The organism is Pseudomonas sp. P5_B3 (genome assembly GCF_056400405.1).
Genome location: NZ_JBFULI010000033.1, coordinates 23,375 through 45,514, shown reverse-complemented (window position 1 = coordinate 45,514; position 22,140 = coordinate 23,375). Strand labels below are relative to the sequence as shown.

Here is a 22,140-nt window from a genome sequence, read left to right as displayed (position 1 = left end):
AAGAAAGATGGAATTCGCTTTCTATTTCGCATCGGGTATCGCTGTGGTGTCCACGCTTCGCGTGATCACCAACACCAACCCTGTGCACGCCCTGCTCTACCTGATCATTTCGCTGATCGCCGTGGCGATGACGTTCTTCGTCCTCGGCGCACCGTTTGCCGGTGTCCTGGAAGTGATCGCCTACGCTGGCGCCATCATGGTGCTGTTCGTGTTCGTGGTGATGATGTTGAACCTGGGCCCGGCCTCGGTTCAGCAAGAGCGCGTCTGGCTCAAGCCCGGCATTTGGGGCGGCCCGGTCCTCCTCGCCGCGCTGCTGCTGGCGGAACTGCTGTACGTGCTGTTCTCCCACCAGACCGGTGAAGCCATCGGCCACACCACCGTAGACGCCAAGGCCGTGGGCATCAGTCTGTTCGGTCCTTACCTGCTGGTGGTCGAACTCGCCTCGATGCTGCTGCTCGCCGCAGCCGTCACGGCGTTCCACTTGGGCCGCAACGAAGCCAAGGAGCAATGACGATGCCTGCTATCCCTATGGAGCATGGTCTGGCGGTCGCCGGCATCCTGTTCTGCCTCGGTCTGGTCGGCCTGATGGTCCGCCGCAACATCCTCTTCGTGCTGATGAGCCTGGAGGTCATGATGAATGCCTCCGCTTTGGCGTTCATCGTTGCCGGTAGCCGCTGGGCGCAGCCGGATGGACAGATCATGTTCATCCTGGTGATCAGCCTGGCAGCGGCCGAGGCCAGTATTGGCCTGGCGATCCTGCTGCAACTGTATCGCCGCTTCCACACGCTCGATATCGACGCTGCCAGTGAGATGCGCGGATGAACCTTCTCTATCTGACTTTCCTGTTCCCTCTGATCGGTTTTGTGCTGCTGGCGTTTTCTCGCGGCCGTCTCTCGGAAAACCTCTCGGCGCTGATCGGCGTCGGCTCCATTGGCCTGTCTGCGATCGTCGCGTCCTATGTGATCTGGCAATTCAACGTCGCCCCGCCGGAAGGTGGTCACTACACCCAGGTTCTGTGGCAATGGATGGCGGTGGAAGGCTTCACGCCGAACTTCGCCCTGCACCTGGACGGCCTGTCCGTGACCATGCTCGGTGTGGTCGTCGGCGTGGGCTTCCTGATCCACCTGTTCGCCTCCTGGTACATGCGCGGTGAAGACGGTTACTCGCGCTTCTTCGCCTACACCAACCTGTTTATCGCCAGCATGCTGTTCCTGGTCCTGGCCGATAACCTGCTGTTCGTGTACTTCGGTTGGGAAGGCGTGGGCCTGTGCTCGTACCTGTTGATCGGTTTCTACTACAGCAACCGCAATAACGGTAACGCCGCACTCAAGGCCTTCATCGTGACCCGTATCGGCGACGTGTTCATGGCCATCGGCCTGTTCATTCTGTTTGCCCAACTGGGCACCCTGAACATCCAGGAACTGCTGGTGCTGGCTCCGCAGAAATTCCAGTCCGGCGATTTCTGGATGGTCATGGCTACCCTGATGCTGCTGGGCGGCGCTGTCGGTAAATCGGCGCAACTGCCGCTGCAAACCTGGCTGGCGGATGCGATGGCCGGCCCTACCCCGGTTTCGGCACTGATCCACGCCGCAACCATGGTGACCGCTGGCGTCTACCTGATTGCCCGTACCCACGGCCTGTTCACCCTGGCGCCGGAAATCCTGCATCTGGTAGGAATAGTCGGTGGCGTGACCCTGGTCCTGGCTGGTTTTGCAGCCCTGGTTCAGACCGACATCAAGCGTATCCTCGCCTACTCGACCATGAGCCAGATCGGCTACATGTTCCTGGCCCTGGGCGTCGGTGCCTGGGACGGCGCGATCTTCCACCTGATGACCCACGCCTTCTTCAAGGCCCTGCTGTTCCTTGCGTCCGGTTCGGTGATCGTTGCCTGCCACCACGAGCAGAACATCTTCAAGATGGGCGGTCTGTGGAAGAAACTGCCACTGGCCTACGCCAGTTTCATCGTCGGCGGCGCGGCCCTGGCGGCACTGCCTCTGGTGACCGCAGGCTTCTACTCCAAGGACGAAATCCTCTGGGAAGCGTTCGCCAGCGGCAACAACGGCCTGCTATATGCAGGTCTGGTCGGCGCGTTCATGACTTCGCTCTACACCTTCCGCCTGATCTTCATCGCGTTCCACGGTGAAGTGAAGACCGAAGCCCACGCCGGTCACGGCATTGCCCACTGGCTGCCACTGTCGGTGCTGATCGTATTGTCCACCGCCATCGGCGCGATGATCGTTCCACCGCTGCACGGTGTACTGCCGGAAAGCGTCGGCCATGCCGGCGGCGAAGCCAAGCACAGCCTGGAAATCGCTTCGGGCGCCATCGCCCTGTCCGGTATCCTGCTGGCCGCGCTGCTGTTCCTCGGCAAGCGTCGCTTCGTCACCGCCATCGCCAACAGCGGCATCGGCCGTGTCCTCTCGGCCTGGTGGTTCGCTGCCTGGGGCTTCGACTGGATCTACGACAAACTGTTCGTCAAGCCTTACCTGGCGATCAACCATATCCTGCGCAAAGACCCGCTCGACCAGACCATCGGTCTGATCCCGCGCATGGCCAAAGGCGGTCACACCGCCCTGAGCCGTACCGAGACCGGTCAACTGCGTTGGTATGCCGCCTCGATGGCTGCTGGTGCCGTGCTGGTCATTGGCGCCGTCGTGCTGGTAGCGGTCTGATATGAACCTTGCGAATTTGCGAAAGGAAACGAACCCGTCATGATTCTGCCTTGGCTAATCCTGATCCCCTTCATCGGCGGCCTGCTGTGCTGGATGGGTGAGCGCTTCGGCGCCACCCTCCCGCGCTGGATTGCGCTGATCACCATGTCCCTGCTGCTCTCCCTCGGCCTCTGGCTGTGGGCCAACGGTGACTATTCATTTGCACCAAAGCCAGGCGCCGATCCGACCTGGGCGCTTGAGTTCAAGCACGTCTGGATCCAGCGCTTCGGCATCAACGTGCACCTGGCCCTCGACGGCCTGTCGCTGTTGATGATCATGCTGACCGGCCTGCTGGGTGTCCTCTCGGTTCTCTGCTCGTGGAAAGAGATCCAGCGTCACGTGGGCTTCTTCCACCTGAACCTGATGTGGATCCTGGGCGGTGTCGTCGGCGTGTTCCTCGCCCTCGACCTGTTCATGTTCTTCTTCTTCTGGGAAATGATGCTGGTGCCGATGTACTTCCTCATCGCGCTCTGGGGTCACAGTTCTTCGGACGGCAAGAAAACCCGGATCTACGCGGCGACCAAGTTCTTCATCTTCACTCAGGCTTCCGGCCTGATCATGCTGGTGGCGATCCTGGGTCTGGTACTGGTCAACTTCAACGACACCGGCGTGATTACTTTCAACTACGCCGATCTGTTGAAAACCAGGATGTCGACGACCACCGAGTACATCCTGATGCTCGGTTTCTTCATCGCCTTCGCGGTGAAGCTGCCCGTGGTGCCGTTCCACTCCTGGTTGCCTGACGCTCACGCCCAGGCGCCAACTGCAGGTTCCGTCGACCTCGCCGGTATCTTGCTGAAAACCGCGGCCTACGGCCTGCTGCGTTTCGCCCTGCCGCTGTTCCCGAATGCCTCGGCCGAGTTTGCGCCGTTCGCCATGGCCCTGGGTCTGATCGGGATCTTCTACGGTGCGTTCCTGGCGTTCGCGCAAACCGACATCAAGCGCCTGATTGCCTTCTCGTCCGTTTCCCACATGGGCTTCGTACTGATCGGCATCTACTCCGGCAGCCAACTGGCGCTGCAGGGTGCGGTGATGCAGATGCTGGCGCACGGCCTGTCGGCGGCGGCACTCTTTATCCTGAGTGGTCAGCTGTACGAACGCACCCACACCCGCGACATGCGTGAAATGGGTGGCCTGTGGTCGAAAATCGCCTACCTGCCGGCCCTCAGCCTGTTCTTCGCCGCCGCGTCCCTGGGCTTGCCGGCGACCGGTAACTTCGTCGGTGAGTTCCTGATCCTGATCGGCACCTTCCCGATCGCTCCATGGGTCACCATCATCGCGACGTCCGGCCTGGTGTTCGGTTCGGTCTACTCGCTGATCATGATCCACCGTGCCTACTTCGGCCCGTCGAAATCGGACGCGGTGTTGCATGGCATGGACGGTCGCGAAATGATCATGGTGGTCGGTCTGGCCGCACTGCTGATTTACATCGGCGTGTACCCACAACCGTTCCTCGATACCTCTGCCGCTACGATGCATGGCGTGCAGCAGTGGCTCGGCACCGCCTTCACTCAACTCGCTTCGGCCCGGTAAGAGCGCTATGGAATTCACGACTCAACACTTTATCGCGCTAGCGCCGCTGTTGATTACCAGCGCCACGATCATCGTGGTGATGCTGGCAATTGCCTGGCGCCGCAACCACTCCCAGACCTTCCTGCTGTCGGTGGCGGGTCTGAACCTGGCGTTGCTGTCGATCCTGCCAGCCTTGAAGGTCGCGCCATTGGCTGTGACCCCACTGCTGCAAATCGATAGCTTCGCTTGCTTGTACATGGCGCTGATCCTGGTCGCCACCCTCGCTTGTGTGACCCTCGCCCACGCCTACCTCGGCGATGGCGGTACGGGTTACCCGGGCAACCGTGAAGAACTTTACCTGCTGATCCTGATGGCCGCCGCCGGCGGCCTGGTGTTGGTCAGCGCGCAGCACCTGGCCGGATTGTTCGTCGGTCTGGAACTGCTCTCGGTACCGGTCTACGGTCTGGTGGCTTATGCCTTCTTCAACAAGCGCTCGCTGGAAGCCGGTATCAAGTACATGGTGCTGTCGGCGGCCGGTTCGGCGTTCCTGTTGTTCGGTATGGCCCTGCTCTACGCTGACGCCGGTTCCCTGAGCTTTGTCGGTATCGGCCAGGCCCTGGCGGCCACTGGCCTGCCAAGCTCGCTGGCTCAATTGGGCCTGGGCATGATGCTGATCGGCCTGGCGTTCAAGCTGTCGCTGGTACCTTTCCACCTCTGGACTCCGGACGTCTACGAAGGTGCTCCGGCACCGGTTGCCGCGTTCCTCGCTACTGCTTCGAAAGTGGCCGTGTTCGCGGTGATGGTGCGTCTATTCCAGATCTCGCCAGCGGCGAGCAGTGGCGTGCTGAGCAACGTACTGACCATCATCGCCATCGCGTCGATCCTGTTCGGTAACCTGCTGGCCCTGACCCAGAGCAACCTCAAGCGTCTGCTGGGTTACTCGTCCATCGCCCACTTCGGCTACCTGCTGATCGCCCTGGTGGCGAGCAAGGGCCTGGCCGTGGAAGCCATCGGCGTGTACCTGGTCACCTACGTGATCACCAGCCTTGGCGCCTTCGGCGTGATCACCCTGATGTCCTCGCCGTACAAAGGCCGTGACGCAGACGCCCTGTACGAATACCGCGGCCTGTTCTGGCGCCGTCCGTACCTGACCGCTGTGCTGACCGTGATGATGCTGTCCCTGGCCGGTATCCCGCTGACCGCGGGCTTCATCGGCAAGTTCTACATCATCGCCACCGGTGTCGAGTCCCATCAGTGGTGGCTGGTCGGCTCCCTGGTACTGGGCAGCGCCATCGGCGTGTTCTACTACCTGCGTGTGATGGTCACCCTGTACCTGATCGAACCGAACCTGCGTCGCGTCGACGCCCAGTTGCACTGGGAACAACGCGCAGGTGGCGTGATGCTGCTGGCCATCGCGGTATTGGCCTTCTTCCTCGGCCTGTACCCACAACCGTTGTTGAACCTGGTTCAGCAGTCGGGCCTGGTGGGTTGATCGCTTAGGCGACTCTCGGTAGCAAACAGAAACGGCACCTTCGGGTGCCGTTTTTGCGTTTGGGGGATTGCTCTCCCCTTTCTCGGAAAGTGCCTGCAAGGAGACCGGATGCAACTGACATACAACCGGCGCAGTTGCTTCTAAGCTAGTGGCCGGCTTTCAGGTGTAGACAATGAAGCGAAGTGTTATGTCTGAGTTGGTCGAGGGCTTTGAGTCCACGGCCAAAAAGCGTCAACAACACACGTCTGTGGCGAGGGACCTCGCTTCCGCTGGACTACGCAGAAGTCCCAATCCCGGTGAGGCCGGTGTGCTCGGAAAACAGCAGCAGACTGAAGTTTTTGGCGCCTACTTCTCCCGAGCGCTGACCGGACGGCGAGAGCAAACTCCCTCGCCACAGCTGTACGACCACTTCGGACGCTAGTGGATTGGCTGAAATAATGACGAATGGACAACATTGATCAATGAAGTCAAAAACAAATAGATGTAACAGCTGCCACGCGCCAAACAACACAGGAACATCCAGAATCAAACACGGAAATTGCTATTCGTGTAGAAAAAAAGCGCACCCCATAATTACAAAAAAAGCACCACGCTGGCGATTAACTTTAATACTCAGCACTACTGCTTTCACTTTCACCTTGATCTCAGCCAAATCAATTTATAACCAGCACATAGCATTCCCCTATCTCATGAAGGGTAGCCCAGTAGTATGGTACGAATTCACTAAAATGGAAATGATCATCCCCATACTGATCCTGACTTTGTTATCAATAGGCTTGTTAGCAATATCTATAGCACACTACAAGAACCGACCTTACTCAAAAATATACATGAGAACAATAATATACAGTCTTTGCACTGGCTGGTTTCTATATTTAATTTCTATGTTTTTTGGACATAGGGCTATATAAGTATTGACTCTTGCTCATTGGAAAAATTTGAAAAAATACCAATATCGCACAGTGATTCTCTTTTAAACGCAACTGGGAGCGCCTTCAATTACTTGTGGGATCGAGCCTGCTCGCGAAGGCGATAAAACAGCCGCCAATAAAACGGCACATTTCGGTGCCGTTCGCCTTTCACAGCCTCAGCCGTTTACGCGCCGCCTCCCACGATTTCAGCACTTCGGCGTAGCTCACGGTCTCCCCTTTGGGCTTCTCGTCCGCCAGTTTCGGCTTCGGCGCACCCGGCTGGTCAAACCAACACTGCGCATCCCGCTGACTAAGGGCATTTATCTAATTGCTCTAAATCTGTTCCGCTGCTAGAGCTTTTGTCGAGAGCTCCATCTGCTGCAATGTAGATATTGGTCGTCGGCCAGCTAGGATTTATCATTATACAATGACTTTTATTTGAGGCAGTCCAGTCAAGCCGCATAAAGAAATCACCATCGAAAAAAAGATGACCAGGTCCTCCTGTAGATTCGCCGGGAAAGATCTCCCCTCTAAAGATATCGTTCTGAGTATTTAGAACAAATTCTAATTTACCACTTCCATCATCTGAGAAATAGACTTTGACCCTCGGGACAGCGACATACCAGACAAGATATATCAGTAGCAATAGTGTTAGCAGTCTGCGTTTGAGATAAAAACGGCACCTTTTATCCGCATTTGTGGACACTTATACCTTTCCCCCAATCAGACGGATCACCCGCAAGCACTTCATCCATAATAGTCTTGGCGCTGACTCCACCGGTTGAATAAGTGATGAAGAGGTTGACGCCAATAGCAATGGACTTCCTGTCCGGTATGTCATCCCACGCCCTTAATCCCTCTATGTCCTCTGAGCGATGAGGTCCGGGCCTATTTTCCCAATCTTGAAGCTTACGTACCGTGTCGGAAATGATCTGCTCAGCACCTGCACCATCCAATAACACCTGTTCCGAAAAACCCGCAGCCATTCCTATATATCCGTAATGAATATTCGACCAAATATCGTAAAAATAGTCATACTTTCCCTGCTTGTGACGAACATCGCCCCCAAAATTAACTTTTATCTTCGGCTTATGATCCCAAGGCCGATTCTGCCCAACGCGCTCTGTCCACAGCGCAAACGCCTCGGCTCGCTTGACAAGGGCGATGCTGTGGAAGTTGGGTTGATGGCCGAGTCGCAGATAAAACGGGATTTCCATATATTTATTTGTTTCAGCCTCCGGGCTGTAGCTGTTCAGCTCCTTCATTTTCAGAACCGAAGGGTGCGTGATGTTGCGGTTCATCTCGTTGGCGATGTACCAAGCCAGTTCTTCCATTCGGTCCGGATGATTGCAGGAAGCTGGATCGACGAGAAAGGCCGTGGCCTTCGTTGCAGGTTTCGGATCAGCCACCTGCTGTCTCGATGCAAACCTGTTATCAGTTTGGGGCGCCAGTGAGCCGACGCCGCTGGTCGCACGCGGCGCGGGGCGTGTCTCGTTTTGATAGGTCGCAGTGAACACCGAGGGAATCAGTCGGGCTTTACAGGGGCAACCACTATGGCTATCCAGCGTGCCAGCCATGGCTTTGCCATGACTGATCATGTGCGAAATGCCACCGACGATTTTGTAAATCTTGCCGTCCTGGCCACAGGTGACTCGATCACCATCGCGAGCATGGGCGATGCCATACATCATGATCCGGGTATCGCCATCCAGGACCTTGCCGCCACAGGTGGTCTTGTCGTCCAGGCCAATGAAATATCCCTTACTCATTGGTTTCTGCTCCCTCAATAGAGGGCAAAAAATCCTCGGCCATCGATACACCTTCACGCACAACGAACAGGTAACCCCCTTGCAATGTGTTGATGATTTCGTCGCCATTGCAAAGACGGCTGCCAACCAGCGCTAAATCGTTATTCCCTTGTCCCGCGCCCGTGACGATCTGCGCCGTACCTCCATCGGCATACACGACATAATCGCCTTTCTGTGCCGCAGTTACTTTCTGACCGTTATCCAATGTGAACGTGAGCGGCGCTACTGCCTGTTGGATTACTCCGCCATCACGGGTTTGGCTGCCTTGGGTTGCCACACGGTAGATGGCGCAAGGGGGATGTGCTTCAGCGTAAGCCTGCTGTTGATGGATGATCGTCATGTCTTCGTCGTCAAATCTTGCAAGTTGTTCCTCGGTGAAGGGAGAGTCGTCCAGGAGGCAGAGAAATTCAGGAGAGACTTCGTTGGTATACAAGGGCTGCAAGGGTGCATTCATTTCAAAATCCTTAGCTTTGGAAGGGTGTTCAGAAATAATGCGGCGGACGCTATCAGCGTCGCGACCCTCACGGCAGGGTCAAAAGAATGATTCAGAATTTTCGCCAAAAGAAAATATCCTTTTCCTACAACAGCCCTTAAATAGAGTTTTTTGTAGAAAAGCGGGCGTTCGTTTTTGGTCCCGACACAAACAAAAACGGCACCTTCCGGTGCCGTTCGCCTTTCAAATTACAACCATTTTACTTACGCGCCGCCTCCCACGATTTCAGCAGTTCGGCGTAGCTCACGGTTTCGCCCTTAGGCTTCTCGTTTTCCAGTTTCGGCTTCGGTGCGCCCGGCTGGTCGAACCAGTATTGCGCATCGCGCTCGGGGTTCATTTTCGGGGCGCAGGTGGCTTGTGCCTTGGAGCGTTCCAGGCGGGTCATGATCGCGTCCTGATCCTTGGCCAGGCCGTCGAGTGCCTGTTGCGGGGTTTTCTCGCCGCTGGCGGCTTCGGCGATGTGGCTCCACCACAACTGCGCGAGGCGAGGATAATCAGGCACGTTGGTCCCGGTCGGGGTCCATTGCACGCGGGCCGGGCTGCGGTAGAACTCCACCAGGCCACCGAGTTTCGGCGCCAGGTCGGTCATGGCTTGCGAGTTGATGTCCGATTCGCGGATCGGCGTCAGGCCGACGATGGTTTTCTTCAGCGACACGGTTTTCGAGGTCACGAACTGCGCATAGAGCCAGGCCGCGAGTTTTTGCTTCTCAGGCGTGGACTTCATGAACGTCCAGGAACCGGCATCCTGATAACCGAGTTTCATGCCCTCCTCCCAATACGGACCTTTCGGCGAAGGCGCCATGCGCCATTTCGGCGTGCCGTCGGCATTCATCACCGGCAGGCCCGGTTTGGTCATGTCGGCAGTGAACGCGGTGTACCAGAAAATCTGCTGGGCGATGTTGCCCTGGGAGGGCACGGGACCTGATTCGGAGAAAGTCATGCCCGCCGCTTCCGGTGGCGCGTACTTTTTCATCCAGTCCACATACTTGGTGGTGGCGAACACCGCCGCTGGCCCGTTGGTATCGCCGCCGCGGGTCACGCTGGAGCCCACCGGATGGCAGTCCTCGACGCGGATGCCCCACTCGTCCACCGGCAAGCCGTTGGGGATGCCCTTGTCGCCGCCACCGGCCATGGAGAACCAGGCATCAGTGAAACGCCAGCCCAGGGACGGGTCTTTCTTGCCATAGTCCATGTGCCCGTAGACACGCTTGCCGTCGATTTCCTTGACGTCTTCGCTGAAGAACTTGGCGATGTCTTCATAGGCTGACCAGTTCACCGGCACGCCCAACTCGTAGCCGTATTTTTCCTTGAACCTGGCTTTCAGCTCCGGACGCTCGAACCAGTCGGCGCGGAACCAGTACAGGTTGGCGAACTGCTGGTCAGGCAGCTGATAGATCTTGCCGTCCGGCGCAGTGGTGAACGAGATACCGATGAAGTCCTTGATGTCGAGGGTCGGCGAGGTGAAGCTCTTGCCCTCGTTGGCCATCAGGTCGGTGATCGATTCGGTTTTGCCGTAGCGGAAGTGCGTGCCGATCAGATCCGAGTCGTTGACCCAGCCGTCATAGATGCTCTTGTCCGATTGCATCACGGTCTGCAGCTTTTCCACCACGTCGCCTTCCTGCAGCAGGTCGTGGGTCAGCTTGATCCCGGTGATCTCGGTGAAGGCCTTGGCCAGCACCTTGGACTCGTATTCGTGGGTGGCAATGGTTTCCGACACCACCTTGATGTTCATCCCGCGAAATGGCTCCGCCGCCTTGATGAACCACTTCAGCTCTTCCAGTTGTTGTTCGGCCGTCAGCGTGGATGGCTTGAATTCACTGCCGATCCATTTCTTCGCGGCATCTTCGTAGGCATCGGCCCAGGCCGAAGCGCTCAAACCGCTGAGTGCCAGCATGGCTGCCAATGAAATGCTATGTCGCAGCTTATTGTTTTTATCGAACATAAGACCTCCTGTTTAGATTTCGGAGCAACATTGCCGAGCGATTCGACTAGCCCCAACGCATCACAGCCAACAGCCACACCAGGGACAACGCGAAGGCGACCCAGATGCTCCAGTCGGTGACGCCGATTACCAGCAAGTGCAGGTAGGCGCTGCCGAGAAGACCGATAAACAAGCGATCGCCACGGGTGGTGGCAATCGGCAGAAAACCACGCCGAAGGATGCTCGGCGAACGTAATTCCCAAGTGGTCATGACCACCAGGATCAGGGCAATCACGCTGAAGAATGCCGCCGTGGGGGCGGTCCAGCTCATCCATTCCATCATCAGTTCCTCATACCCGGCCCAGGGCAAAGCCCTTGGCCACGTGGTTGCGCACGAACCAGATCACCAGCATGCCCGGCAGGATGGTCAACACCCCCGCCGCCGCCAGCACGCCCCAGTCGATGCCGGATGCCGAGACCGTGCGGGTCATCACCGCTGCGATCGGTTTGGCATTCACCGAAGTGAGGGTTCGTGCCAGCAGCAGTTCGACCCAGGAAAACATGAAGCAGAAGAACGCCGTCACGCCAATGCCGGAGCCGATCAGCGGGATGAAAATCTTCACGAAGAACTTGGGAAAACTGTAGCCGTCGATGTAGGCGGTTTCGTCGATTTCCTTGGGCACGCCGGACATGAAGCCTTCGAGAATCCAAACGGCCAGCGGCACGTTGAACAGGCAGTGGGCCAGGGCCACGGCGATGTGGGTGTCGAACAGCCCGATCGAGGAATACAGCTGGAAGAACGGCAACAGGAACACCGCCGGTGGCGCCATGCGGTTGGTCAGCAGCCAGAAGAACAGGTGCTTGTCACCGAGAAAGCGATAGCGCGAGAAGGCATAGGCCGCCGGTAGCGCCACGGTCAGGGAAATGATCGTGTTCAGGCTCACGTAGTACGCCGAGTTGATGTAGCCGGTGTACCAGCTCGGGTCGGTGAAGATCACCTTGTAGTTGGCCAGGGTGAAATCCTGTGGGAAAAGCGTCAGGCCGCCGAGGATTTCGGTGTTGCTCTTGAAGGACATGTTCAGCAGCCAGTAGATCGGCACCAGCAGGAACAGGATGTAGAGCAGCAAGGGGATAAGCTTTCTTTTGCTCATGGCGCGGGCCTCAGCGGTTGGCGTCAGAGTGAGTCATGGCGGTGTAGAACAGCCAGGACACCAACAGGATGATCAGGAAGTACACCAGCGAGAATGCCGCTGCCGGCCCCAGGTCGAATTGCCCTACGGCCATCTGGGTCAGGGTCTGACTGAGGAAGGTCGTGGCATTGCCAGGACCGCCGCCCGTGAGTACGAACGGTTCGGTGTAGATCATGAAACTGTCCATGAAGCGCAGCATCACCGCGATCAGCAGCACACTCTTGAGCTTGGGCAACTGGATATGCCGGAACACCGCCCAGGCCGAGGCACGGTCGATACGCGCCGCCTGGTAATACACATCGGGAATCGCCCGCAACCCGGAGAAGCACAGCAGCGCCACCAGCGAGGTCCAGTGCCAGACGTCCATGATCAGCACCGTAACCCAGGCGTCCATGGTGTTCGACGCATAGTTGTAGCTGATGCCCATGGCTTTGAGACTCGCCCCCAGCAGGCCGATATCGGCGCGACCGAAGATCTGCCAGATGGTGCCGACCACGTTCCACGGGATCAGCAGCGGGATAGCCAGCACGATCAACACCACCGAAGACCAGCGGCCCTTGGTCGGCATGGTCAGGGCAATGGCGATGCCCAGCGGAATTTCGATCAGTAGCACACAGGCCGAATAGATGAACTGACGCAGCAACGAGTCATGCAGCCTCGGGTCGAGCAGTACCTGTTTGTACCAGTCGGCACCGACGAAATAGCGGCTGGACTGGTCGAAAATATCCTGCACCGAATAGTTGACCACGGTCATCATCGGGACCACCGCACTGAACGCCACCAGCAGGAACACCGGCAACACCAGCCACCAGGCCTTGTTGTTCTGCACCTTGTTCATGGCTGCACCTCAATGTTGGCTTGGGTTTCCAGGAGGAATTCGTCGGCATAGACCATCAGCCATTGCGCCGGAAAACTGATGTAGGCCGTGCCCTGGGGCACCGGTTTGTCTTCGGCCAGGCGCACTTTAAGGGGGACGCCATCGAGGTCGAGGCTCATGATCTTGTAGGTGCCCAGGTCTTCGACGTGTACGACCTGTGCCCGCAACGCGTCATCGAACGCTTCGTCCCACACATGGACGAACTCCGGACGAATGCCGACCTTCAGGGTTTTCCACTCCGATTCAGCAATACGCTGCTGCATCGCCTCGGACAGCGGCAAGTGCGTCGAGGCGAAACCGACACCACCCGGTTGCGGCTGCACGTCGATCAGGTTCATCCCCGGACTGCCAATGAAGTAGCCGACAAAGGTGTGGCTCGGGCGCTCGAACAATTCCCTTGGCGTGCCGAACTGCACGATCTGCCCGCCGTACATCACCGCAATCTTGTCGGCGAAGGTCGAGGCCTCCAGCTGATCGTGGGTGACGTAGACCATGGTGATGTTGAACTGCTCGTGAATCTGCTTGAGCTTGCGCCGCAGTTTCCACTTCAGGTGCGGGTCGATCACCGTCAGCGGCTCGTCGAACAGGATCGCCGACACGTCATCGCGCACCAGCCCGCGGCCCATGGAGACTTTCTGTTTTTCGTCGGCGGTGAGGTTGCGAGCTTTCTTGTACAGCAGTGCCTGGAGGTCGAGGACTTCAGCGATTTCCTGCACTTTGCTGTAAATTTTCGCTTCGACCATGCCCTGATTGCGCAACGGAAAGGCCAGATTATCGAACACCGTCATGGTGTCGTAGACCACCGGGAACTGGAAAACCTGGGCGATGTTGCGCTTCTCGGGAGTCAGATCATTGACCGCTTTGCCGTCGAACAGCACATGCCCTTGAGACGGGCTGAGCAACCCGGAAATGATGTTGAGCAAGGTCGACTTGCCGCACCCCGAAGGCCCGAGCAGCGCATAAGCACCGCCCTGCTCCCAGATGTGATCCATTTCACGGATCGCGTAGTCCTCAGGTCCCACCGGGGTTTTGGAGTAGCTGTGGGCGAGGTTCTGCAAACGGATTTCGGCCATCAGGCAACCCTCGCAATGCGGCGACCAGGCGCCTGAACCAGCCGCCCCTGCATATCGAACACAAACAGTTTATGGGTCGGGATATAGATGCGAATCGGCGCATCGACGTCGTATTCGTGAACACCCGGCAAGTGCAGCACCAGCAGGAAATACTCGTTGCGCACGTGCAGGAAGGTTTCCGAACCGCTGATCTCGGCCACCTCGACGGTCACTGCCAGCTCAAGGTCATCGTCGTTGCTTGGCACCAGCGAAATATGGCTGGGGCGCACGCCAAAACGGAACTCGCCCTCGCCTACCGGCCGCAGATCGACGTTTAACGGAAAGTGCACGAAATTGGCGAAACTGACTTCGTTGCCGGCAATGCGCCCCGGCATCAGATTGATCGGCGGTTCGGAGAACAGCTCGGCCGCCAGCACCGATTGCGGTTGGTGATAAACCTCGGAGGACTTGCCGCTCTGGATCACCCGGCCTTCATGAAGAATGGTCGTGGTACCGCCCAGAGCCAGGGCTTCGTTGGGTTCAGTGGTGGCGTAGATGGCAATCGTGTGGCGCGCCTTGAACAGCTCGCGCATTTCCTGGCGCAGCTCTTCGCGCAACTTGTAGTCGAGGTTGACCAGTGGCTCGTCGAACAGGATCAGCTCGGCGTCCTTGACCAGCGCCCGGGCCATGGCCGTACGCTGTTGTTGGCCGCCGGAGAGTTCGAGGGGATGGCGCTGGAGGAATTTCTCGATGCGCAGCATCTTCGCGGTTTCCAGCACCTTGCTCTGGATCAGCTCGCTGGATACACCGGCCTGACGCAGCGGCGAGGCGATGTTCTCGAAGACGGTCATGGTCGGGTAATTGATGAACTGCTGATACACCATCGACACGTTGCGCAAGCGCACCGGGCGCTGGGTGACATCGACGCCGTTCATCAGGATGCGGCCGCTGTCGGGCTTGTCCAGACCGGCCATCAAGCGCATCAGGCTGGTTTTGCCGGACAAGGTGCGACCCAGCAAAACGTTGAAGGAACCGGGTTCAAAACTCAGGTTGGCATCGTCGATCCAGATCTGGCCCTCGACGGTGCGGCTGACGTGCTCCAGGGTGAGTGACATGGCTCGGCCTTTTTATTATTGGAGTCAAGCGACCGGAGCGATAAAGYGACATCCGTGCCAAAAAATTCAAGTTATTGATTGCGCTTGAAATTTCCGGGGAGGACGGCAGAACAACGTTCGTTGCTGAACACAAATGAACAATCTGAAATGAACAATTGAACAGTTCACCCATTGACAGTGAACAATAGTGAACAACACTCTACGGACTGTTCACGAYCCCTGTAGGAGCGAGCTTGCTCCGGGCGGCGTTCCGACGATGCACTTGAGAGCGCCTCGTTTATTCAGGCAGCCCTCTTCTCCGTTAACGTCCATCGCGAGCAAGCTCGCTCCTACAGGGATCGTGCGTAGTTGAAGTCAGCATAAAAACAATAAAAGCTTGTTCAGAGATCGACTGCCATGGCCGCACCCGCATCGCCGTTGTCCCACGAAGCGATCATCCAGGACTCCTGGTCCCGTTGCCGCGCGTTTGGCCTCAGCCATCAGAGCGCGCCGGCATTCGACCAATTGCCGGCCGCGGGAATTGCGCAATTGCTGGAGAGCCAGCATTCACTGGTGCAAACCACCCACCAGGAAGTGCTGCCCTACTACGAGAACATCCTGAGCAACTCCAATTGCCTGATCATGCTCGCCGACCATCAGGGCCAGGTGCTCACGTCGTGGGGTACACAGCGCTTTATCGAACCCAAACTGGCCCGGGGGTTCAGCGCCGGCGCCAGCTGGATGGAGCGCTGCAGCGGCACCAACGCCATTGGCACCGCCCTGGCCTGTGAACAAGCGGTACACATCGAGCACGACGAACATTTCCTCAAGGCCAACCGCTTCATGACCGGTTCCGCCGCGCCGATTTTCGATGCCGAGCGCAAGGTGATCGCGGTGCTGGACGTGTCCAGCGACAGCTACCTGCCACCCTCCCACACCCTGGGCATGGTCAAGATGATGAGCCAGACCGTGGAAAACCGGCTGATCCTCAACCTGTTCCATGGCCAGCATTTCCAGTTGACGTTCAATACCGGCCTGAACAACCTCGACAGCCAGTGGGCGGGGTTGCTGATCTTCGATGAAAGCGGCCAGGTGCTGTCGGCGAACCGCAGGGCCGACAATCTGCTGGGCATCAGCCTGTCGCGGGTCAGTGTCGAAAGCCTGTTCAAGGTCTCGCTGCTGGAGTTGCTGAACCAGCCCGAAGGCCTGCCCTTCGCCTTGCAAACCTCTGGGCGCAACCGCTTCCAGTGCCTGTTGAAGCGGCCGAAACAGGCATCAATTCAACCCCGAGTATTCGCCGAGCCGGTTGTAGCTGCTCCCGCGGCCATCAGCCTCAACACCCTGCACTTCGGCGACAGCCGCGTGGAAAAGGCCGTGCGTCAGGCCGAGCGCTTGCTGGAAAAAGATATTCCCTTGCTGATCCACGGCGAAACCGGGGTCGGCAAGGAAGTGTTCGTCAAAGCGCTGCACCAGGCCAGCTCGCGCAGCAAACAAGCGTTCATTGCCGTCAACTGTGCGGCGATTCCCGCCGAATTGGTGGAGTCCGAGTTGTTCGGTTATGAGAAAGGCGCGTTCACTGGGGCCAACCAGAAAGGCAGTATTGGTCTGATCCGCAAGGCTGACAAAGGCACGCTGTTTCTCGACGAAATCGGTGACATGCCGCTGCCTACCCAAGCGCGGTTACTGCGGGTATTGCAGGAGCGTTGCGTGCAACCGGTGGGCAGCAGTGAGTTGTTCCCGGTGGACATCCGCATCATTTCCGCAACCAATCATGTGCTGCGCGAGCAGGTTCAGTTGGGGCGGTTTCGTGAGGATCTGTATTACCGGATCGGCGGCTTGACCCTGGAGTTGCCGCCGCTCAGGGAACGCAGTGATAAAGAAGCTCTGTTCAAGCGCCTGTGGGAACAGCACCGCGAACCGAGCCAGTGGGCGGGCCTAAGCCGCGAAGTATTAGAGCTGTTCGACCGCCACCCATGGCCGGGCAATTTGCGCCAGGTCAGCAGCGTGATGCAGGTGGCGTTGGCGATGGCCGAAGAACAACCAGTACGACCGGAACATTTGCCGGATGATTTTTTTGTCGATCTGGAAATGGAGCCGGTGGAGGCGCCAGAGCCGTTGGCCGTGGACCTGAATGATGCCGAGGATTTGAACCGGCAGTTGCAGGCGGTTGGGGGGAACATTTCGTATCTCGCCCGCAGACTGGGCGTTAGCCGCAATACCCTTTACAAGCGGTTGCGGCAGACTGAATGACAGGTTGGCCGCACTGGCGGTGTTTGGCTTGAGACCATCGCGAGCAAGCTCGCTCCCACAGGGGATCTGCGTCGCACACCACATTCAGACATTACGAAAATCCAATGTAGGAGCGAGCCTGCTCGCGAAGGCGTCAGCCCTGTCAACACAAGCCTGGAGTCCAACCCCATAAACAAAAACCCGCACTAGGCGGGTTTTGTCTGTAACAAGCAAAACTATCAGTCCGCCAGACGCCAGGTCGTGCCGCCCTTGCCGTCTTCCAGCACCACGCCCATGGCGGTGAGTTGGTCGCGGATGCGGTCGGATTCAGCCCAGTCCTTGCCGGCACGTGCCGCCAGGCGCGCAGCGATCAGCGCCTCGACTTCAGCGGCATCCACGCGCCCTTCGGCACCGGCCTGCAGGAAGTCATCGGCCTCGAGCTGCAACACACCCAGCACGCTGGCCAGTTCTTTCAAACGGGCTGCCAGACCGGCCGCTGCGTTCAGATCACTCTCGCGCAGGCGGTTGATCTCGCGGACCATCTCGAACAGCACCGCGCAGGCTTCCGGCGTGCCGAAGTCGTCGTTCATCACCTGGGTGAAACGCTCGACGAAGGCTTCGCCACCGGCAGGCGCGACAGTCGGCAGGCCTTTCAACGCGTGGTAGAAACGCTCCAGGGCGCCCTTGGCGTCCTTGAGGTTGTCTTCCGAGTAGTTGATGGCGCTGCGGTAGTGGCTCGACACCAGCAGGTAACGCACGACTTCCGGGTGGTACTTGTCGAGCACGTCGCGAATGGTGAAGAAGTTGTTCAGGGACTTGGACATCTTCTCGCCATTGATGCGAATCATGCCGCAATGCATCCACGCATTGGCGTAGGTCTTGCCGGTGGCCGCTTCGCTCTGGGCGATTTCGTTTTCGTGGTGCGGGAACTCGAGGTCGCTGCCGCCGCCATGAATGTCGAAAGTCTCACCGAGGCAGCAGGTCGACATCACCGAGCATTCGATGTGCCAGCCCGGACGCCCGGCGCCCCACGGTGATTCCCAGCTCGGCTCGCCCGGCTTGGCGGCTTTCCACAGCACGAAGTCCAACGGGTCCTGCTTGGACTCGTCGACTTCGATGCGGGCGCCGATGCGCAGGTCTTCGATCTTCTTGCGCGACAGCTTGCCGTAGCCCATGAACTTGGCGACGCGGTAGTACACGTCGCCATTGCCTGGCGCGTAGGCGTAACCCTTGTCGATCAGGGTCTGGATCATGCTCAGCATGCCAGGGATGTGATCCGTGGCACGTGGCTCCATATCCGGTTTGAGGATGTTGAGGCGCGCCTCGTCCTCGTGCATCGCGGTGATCATGCGCTCGGTCAACGCGTCGTACGGCTCGCCGTTCTCGCGGGCACGATTGATGATCTTGTCTTCGATGTCGGTGATGTTGCGCACGTAGGTCAGGTTGTAACCGCTGAACCGCAACCAGCGGGTCACGAGGTCGAACGCGACCATGCTGCGGCCATGGCCAATGTGGCAGTAGTCGTACACGGTCATCCCGCAGACATACATGCGCACATTGTTGCCATCCAGCGGTTTGAAAACTTCTTTGCTCTTGGTGAGCGTGTTGTAGATCGTAAGCACTTTATGTTCCTTGAATCACTGGCCCCACGAATCACGCAGGGTCACGGTACGGTTGAATACCGGCTGACCTGGTTTCGAGTCCTTGAGATCGGCGACGAAGTAACCTTCGCGCTCGAACTGGAAACGGTCTTCCGGCTGTGCATTGCCCAGCGAAGGCTCGGCACGACAACCGGTGAGTACCTGCAGCGAATCAGGGTTGATGTTGTCCAGGAAACTGGCGCTGTCTTCGGCCTTCTCAGGGTTGGCCGAGCGGAACAGACGATCGTACAGACGCACTTCGCACTCGACGCTGGCCGCAGCCGGCACCCAGTGCACCACGCCTTTGACCTTGCGGCCTTCAGGGTTCTTGCCCAGGGTGTCCGGATCGTACGAGCAGCGCAGTTCGACGATATTGCCGTCGGCGTCCTTGATCGCTTCGTCGGCACGGATCACGTAGCTGCCGCGCAGACGCACTTCGCCGTTCGGCTCCAGGCGCTTGTAGCCTTTTGGCGGCTCTTCCATGAAGTCTTCACGGTCGATATAGATCTCACGGGCGAATGGCAGAACGCGCATGCCCATGTCTTCTTTCGGATGGCACGGCAGTTCGAGGTTCTCGACCTGGCCTTCCGGGTAGTTGGTGATCACGACTTTCAGCGGACGCAACACGCACATGGCACGCGGGGCGCTATGGTCGAGGTCGTCGCGGATGCTGAATTCGAGCATGCCGAAGTCGACCACGCCGTCGGAACGGTTGGTGCCGATCATTTCGCAGAAGTTGCGGATCGATTTCGGCGTGTAGCCACGGCGGCGGAAGCCCGACAGCGTGGACATGCGCGGGTCGTCCCAGCCATTGACGTGTTTTTCATCGACCAGCTGCTTGAGCTTGCGCTTGCTGGTGATGGTGTAGTTCAGGTTCAGGCGGCTGAACTCGTACTGGCGCGGGTGCGCCGGTACTGGCAGGTTATCGAGGAACCAGTCGTACAGCGGACGATGGCTTTCGAACTCCAGGGTGCAGATCGAGTGGGTAATGCCTTCGATGGCGTCCGACTGACCGTGGGTGAAGTCGTAGTTCGGGTAAATGCACCACTTGTCACCGGTCTGGTGGTGATGGGCATGTCGGATGCGGTACATGATCGGGTCGCGCAGGTTCATGTTCGGCGAGGCCATATCGATCTTGGCCCGCAGCACGCGTGCGCCGTCCTTGAACTCGCCGGCCTTCATGCGGGCGAACAGGTCGAGGTTCTCTTCAACCGAGCGGTCGCGGAACGGACTGTTCTTGCCCGGCTCGGTCAGGCTGCCACGGTATTCCTTGGCTTGCTCAGGGGTCAGGTCGTCAACATAGGCCTTGCCGGTCTTGATCAACTCCACCGCCCAGTCATGCAACTGGTCGAAATATTGCGAGGCGTAGCGCACTTCACCGGACCACTCGAAGCCCAGCCATTTGACGTCGCTTTCGATCGCGTCGATGTATTCCTGGTCTTCCTTGGCCGGGTTGGTGTCGTCGAAACGCAGGTGCGTGACGCCGCCGAACTCCTGGGCCAGGCCGAAGTTCACACAGATCGACTTGGCGTGACCGATGTGCAGGTAGCCGTTGGGTTCAGGCGGGAAACGGGTGACGATTTGCGTGTGCTTGCCCGAGTCCAGGTCTGCCTGGATGATCGGCCGCAGGAAGTTGACCGGCACGGCAGGGCCGGTCTTGGCATTCGAGGTAGGGTCGACAGTGGGCTTGCTCATAGGATCCTTGAACGTACAAGTGCGTGGCCGTAATGAAGGCCGGACAAAACAAAGCCGCTATCATAGCCGATGCTGTCAAGTGCCTGACAGAGCGCACTCTGTAAACCGTCGCATTTAATAGGCCGTAAATGAAAAAACAGCCTCGAAATTCGCGTCTGGCACGCTAAACTGCGCACCTTGGCCAAAACAGGCTGAACCGGTGGCGGGACATGATGTTCCAACACCACGAATTCCTTATAAAGAGTAACGATCATGACCCAAGTCAAACTGACTACCAACTTCGGCGACATCGTCCTCGAACTGAACGCCGATAAAGCCCCGATCACCGTGGCCAACTTCGTCGAATACGTCAAAGCCGGTCACTACGAAAACACCGTTTTCCACCGCGTCATCGGTAACTTCATGATCCAGGGCGGCGGTTTCGAGCCAGGCATGAAAGAAAAGAAAGACAAGCGTCCAAGCATCCAGAACGAAGCGGACAACGGCCTTTCCAACGACAAGTACACCGTCGCCATGGCCCGCACCATGGAACCGCATTCGGCTTCCGCCCAGTTCTTCATCAACGTGGCGGACAACAGCTTCCTGAACCACAGCGGCAAGAACGTTCAAGGCTGGGGCTACGCGGTATTCGGTAAAGTGACCGCAGGCACCGACGTTGTCGACAAGATCAAAGGCGTGGCCACCACCTCCAAGTCCGGCCACCAGGACGTACCGGCAGACGACGTGATCATCGAGAAAGCCGAGATCATTGAGTGATATTGCTGATTTCAGACTTGCATCTGGAAGAGGAGCGCCCGGACATCACCCGGGCGTTTCTGGATTTGCTCGCCGGACGCGCCCGCTCGGCGAGTGCGTTGTACATTCTGGGCGACTTTTTCGAGGTATGGATTGGCGACGACGCCATGACACCCTTCCAGCGTTCCATCTGCCAGGCCCTGCGCGACCTCAGCGACAGCGGCACGGCCATTTTTCTGATGCACGGCAATCGCGACTTCCTGCTCGGCAAGGCGTTCTGCAAACAGGCAGGCTGCACCTTGTTGAAAGATCCGAGTGTCGTGCAACTCAACGGCGAGCCGGTGCTGCTGATGCACGGCGACAGCCTCTGCACCCGCGACGAAGCCTATATGAAGCTGCGTCGCTACCTGCGCAACCCGGTCACCCTGTTTATCCTGCGGCACCTGCCGCTGCGCACCCGGCACAAGCTGGCGCGCAAGCTGCGCAGTGAAAGCCGTGCACAAACACGGATGAAGGCCAACGACATCGTCGATGTCACGCCCGAAGAGATTCCACGGATCATGCAGGTGTACGGCGTGAAGACCTTGATCCACGGGCATACCCATCGTCCCGCGATTCACAAATTGCAGCTAGGTGAGCAAGCGGCCCGGCGCATTGTGCTGGGGGATTGGGATCGCCAAGGGTGGGCGTTACAGGTGGATGAGCAAGGGTTTGCGCTGGCGCCCTTTGATTTCACTCCGCCACCACAACTGGCTGCACCCGCGAACTAACTACCAAACA

18 protein-coding genes are annotated in these 22,140 nt (G+C 58.3%); 8 read left to right on the top strand and 10 right to left on the bottom strand.

Annotated features, from left to right (window positions below):
* Positions 1 to 7: 7 nt before the first annotated feature.
* From nuoJ to nuoN, 5 genes are read left to right on the top strand one after another with little or no spacing between them, the layout of a single operon-like run.
* Entirely contained in the window at positions 8 to 511 is a 504-nt protein-coding gene (nuoJ, locus tag AC1DRN_RS19295; protein ID WP_223461551.1) for an NADH-quinone oxidoreductase subunit J, read from the top strand.
* Positions 512 to 513: 2 nt separating this feature from the next.
* The gene (gene nuoK, locus AC1DRN_RS19290; protein WP_007946416.1) at positions 514 to 822 is read left to right on the top strand and encodes an NADH-quinone oxidoreductase subunit NuoK; all 309 of its coding nucleotides are present in this window, start codon (positions 514 to 516) and stop codon (positions 820 to 822) included.
* Positions 819 to 2,672, top strand: a complete 1,854-nt coding sequence (nuoL, locus tag AC1DRN_RS19285) for an NADH-quinone oxidoreductase subunit L (RefSeq protein WP_223461548.1) — start codon at positions 819 to 821, stop codon at positions 2,670 to 2,672. The genes nuoK and nuoL overlap by 4 nt, the downstream gene beginning before the upstream one ends.
* A 39-nt stretch (positions 2,673 to 2,711) precedes the next feature.
* Positions 2,712 to 4,244, top strand: a complete 1,533-nt coding sequence (gene nuoM, locus AC1DRN_RS19280) for an NADH-quinone oxidoreductase subunit M (RefSeq protein ID WP_223461547.1) — start codon at positions 2,712 to 2,714, stop codon at positions 4,242 to 4,244.
* Positions 4,245 to 4,251: 7 nt separating this feature from the next.
* Positions 4,252 to 5,715 carry an NADH-quinone oxidoreductase subunit NuoN gene (gene nuoN, locus AC1DRN_RS19275; RefSeq protein ID WP_223461545.1) on the top strand — a complete coding sequence of 488 codons (1,464 nt, stop codon included), beginning with the start codon at positions 4,252 to 4,254 and terminating at the stop codon, positions 5,713 to 5,715.
* Between the two features lie 1,597 nt (positions 5,716 to 7,312).
* Here nuoN and AC1DRN_RS19270 read toward each other — a convergent pair.
* From AC1DRN_RS19270 to AC1DRN_RS19235, 8 genes are all read right to left on the bottom strand, one after another.
* The gene (locus AC1DRN_RS19270) at positions 7,313 to 8,395 is read right to left on the bottom strand and encodes a polymorphic toxin type 44 domain-containing protein (protein WP_223461543.1); all 1,083 of its coding nucleotides are present in this window, start codon (positions 8,393 to 8,395) and stop codon (positions 7,313 to 7,315) included.
* Positions 8,388 to 8,888 (bottom strand): hypothetical protein, encoded by a 501-nt coding sequence (locus AC1DRN_RS19265; RefSeq protein WP_223461542.1) that lies wholly within the window; start codon positions 8,886 to 8,888, stop codon positions 8,388 to 8,390. The genes AC1DRN_RS19270 and AC1DRN_RS19265 overlap by 8 nt, the downstream gene beginning before the upstream one ends.
* Positions 8,889 to 9,126: 238 nt before the next feature.
* Positions 9,127 to 10,869: an ABC transporter substrate-binding protein gene (locus AC1DRN_RS19260; RefSeq protein ID WP_223461540.1), complete on the bottom strand. Its 1,743-nt coding sequence runs from the start codon at positions 10,867 to 10,869 to the stop codon at positions 9,127 to 9,129.
* 46 nt (positions 10,870 to 10,915) lie between these two features.
* On the bottom strand, positions 10,916 to 11,188 hold the full coding sequence (locus AC1DRN_RS19255; protein ID WP_110662252.1) for a DUF2160 domain-containing protein: 273 nt from the start codon (positions 11,186 to 11,188) through the stop codon (positions 10,916 to 10,918).
* Between the two features lie 10 nt (positions 11,189 to 11,198).
* Entirely contained in the window at positions 11,199 to 11,999 is an 801-nt protein-coding gene (locus AC1DRN_RS19250) for a carbohydrate ABC transporter permease (protein WP_110662253.1), read from the bottom strand.
* Positions 12,000 to 12,009: 10 nt separating this feature from the next.
* On the bottom strand, positions 12,010 to 12,876 hold the full coding sequence (locus tag AC1DRN_RS19245; protein WP_223461538.1) for a carbohydrate ABC transporter permease: 867 nt from the start codon (positions 12,874 to 12,876) through the stop codon (positions 12,010 to 12,012).
* Positions 12,873 to 13,988, bottom strand: coding sequence for an ABC transporter ATP-binding protein (locus AC1DRN_RS19240; protein ID WP_223461536.1), 1,116 nt, complete (start codon positions 13,986 to 13,988; stop codon positions 12,873 to 12,875). Before AC1DRN_RS19240 ends, AC1DRN_RS19245 begins: the two co-directional genes overlap by 4 nt.
* On the bottom strand, positions 13,988 to 15,082 hold the full coding sequence (locus tag AC1DRN_RS19235; protein WP_223461534.1) for an ABC transporter ATP-binding protein: 1,095 nt from the start codon (positions 15,080 to 15,082) through the stop codon (positions 13,988 to 13,990). Before AC1DRN_RS19235 ends, AC1DRN_RS19240 begins: the two co-directional genes overlap by 1 nt.
* Positions 15,083 to 15,478: 396 nt before the next feature.
* On the opposite strand from AC1DRN_RS19235, the gene AC1DRN_RS19230 reads away from it, so the two are divergent.
* Positions 15,479 to 17,311: a sigma-54-dependent Fis family transcriptional regulator gene (locus tag AC1DRN_RS19230; protein WP_223461532.1), complete on the top strand. Its 1,833-nt coding sequence runs from the start codon at positions 15,479 to 15,481 to the stop codon at positions 17,309 to 17,311.
* Positions 17,312 to 17,529: 218 nt separating this feature from the next.
* On the opposite strand, the gene cysS is transcribed toward AC1DRN_RS19230, so the two are convergent.
* Entirely contained in the window at positions 17,530 to 18,912 is a 1,383-nt protein-coding gene (gene cysS, locus AC1DRN_RS19225; protein WP_223461530.1) for a cysteine--tRNA ligase, read from the bottom strand.
* Between the two features lie 15 nt (positions 18,913 to 18,927).
* Complete coding sequence (locus tag AC1DRN_RS19220; protein WP_223461528.1) at positions 18,928 to 20,625, bottom strand: glutamine--tRNA ligase/YqeY domain fusion protein; 1,698 nt, start codon at positions 20,623 to 20,625, stop codon at positions 18,928 to 18,930.
* Positions 20,626 to 20,877: 252 nt separating this feature from the next.
* Between AC1DRN_RS19220 and AC1DRN_RS19215 the strand changes: the two genes are divergently transcribed.
* Positions 20,878 to 21,381: a peptidylprolyl isomerase gene (locus tag AC1DRN_RS19215; protein ID WP_008053603.1), complete on the top strand. Its 504-nt coding sequence runs from the start codon at positions 20,878 to 20,880 to the stop codon at positions 21,379 to 21,381.
* Complete coding sequence (gene lpxH / locus AC1DRN_RS19210; protein WP_223461526.1) at positions 21,378 to 22,130, top strand: UDP-2,3-diacylglucosamine diphosphatase; 753 nt, start codon at positions 21,378 to 21,380, stop codon at positions 22,128 to 22,130. Before AC1DRN_RS19215 ends, lpxH begins: the two co-directional genes overlap by 4 nt.
* Positions 22,131 to 22,140 lie beyond the last annotated feature (10 nt).

Bases quoted from the DNA above. Each gene is read 5' to 3' on its own strand.
- nuoJ (WP_223461551.1), top strand. From the start codon at position 8: ATGGAATTCGCTTTCTATTTCGCATCGGGTATCGCTGTGGTGTCCACG.
- nuoK (WP_007946416.1), top strand. From the start codon at position 514: ATGCCTGCTATCCCTATGGAGCATGGTCTGGCGGTCGCCGGCATCCTG.
- nuoL (WP_223461548.1), top strand. From the start codon at position 819: ATGAACCTTCTCTATCTGACTTTCCTGTTCCCTCTGATCGGTTTTGTG.
- nuoM (WP_223461547.1), top strand. From the start codon at position 2,712: ATGATTCTGCCTTGGCTAATCCTGATCCCCTTCATCGGCGGCCTGCTG.
- nuoN (WP_223461545.1), top strand. From the start codon at position 4,252: ATGGAATTCACGACTCAACACTTTATCGCGCTAGCGCCGCTGTTGATT.
- AC1DRN_RS19270 (WP_223461543.1), bottom strand. From the start codon at position 8,395: ATGAGTAAGGGATATTTCATTGGCCTGGACGACAAGACCACCTGTGGC.
- AC1DRN_RS19265 (WP_223461542.1), bottom strand. From the start codon at position 8,888: ATGAATGCACCCTTGCAGCCCTTGTATACCAACGAAGTCTCTCCTGAA.
- AC1DRN_RS19260 (WP_223461540.1), bottom strand. From the start codon at position 10,869: ATGTTCGATAAAAACAATAAGCTGCGACATAGCATTTCATTGGCAGCC.
- AC1DRN_RS19255 (WP_110662252.1), bottom strand. From the start codon at position 11,188: ATGGAATGGATGAGCTGGACCGCCCCCACGGCGGCATTCTTCAGCGTG.
- AC1DRN_RS19250 (WP_110662253.1), bottom strand. From the start codon at position 11,999: ATGAGCAAAAGAAAGCTTATCCCCTTGCTGCTCTACATCCTGTTCCTG.
- AC1DRN_RS19245 (WP_223461538.1), bottom strand. From the start codon at position 12,876: ATGAACAAGGTGCAGAACAACAAGGCCTGGTGGCTGGTGTTGCCGGTG.
- AC1DRN_RS19240 (WP_223461536.1), bottom strand. From the start codon at position 13,988: ATGGCCGAAATCCGTTTGCAGAACCTCGCCCACAGCTACTCCAAAACC.
- AC1DRN_RS19235 (WP_223461534.1), bottom strand. From the start codon at position 15,082: ATGTCACTCACCCTGGAGCACGTCAGCCGCACCGTCGAGGGCCAGATC.
- AC1DRN_RS19230 (WP_223461532.1), top strand. From the start codon at position 15,479: ATGGCCGCACCCGCATCGCCGTTGTCCCACGAAGCGATCATCCAGGAC.
- AC1DRN_RS19220 (WP_223461528.1), bottom strand. From the start codon at position 20,625: ATGAGCAAGCCCACTGTCGACCCTACCTCGAATGCCAAGACCGGCCCT.
- AC1DRN_RS19215 (WP_008053603.1), top strand. From the start codon at position 20,878: ATGACCCAAGTCAAACTGACTACCAACTTCGGCGACATCGTCCTCGAA.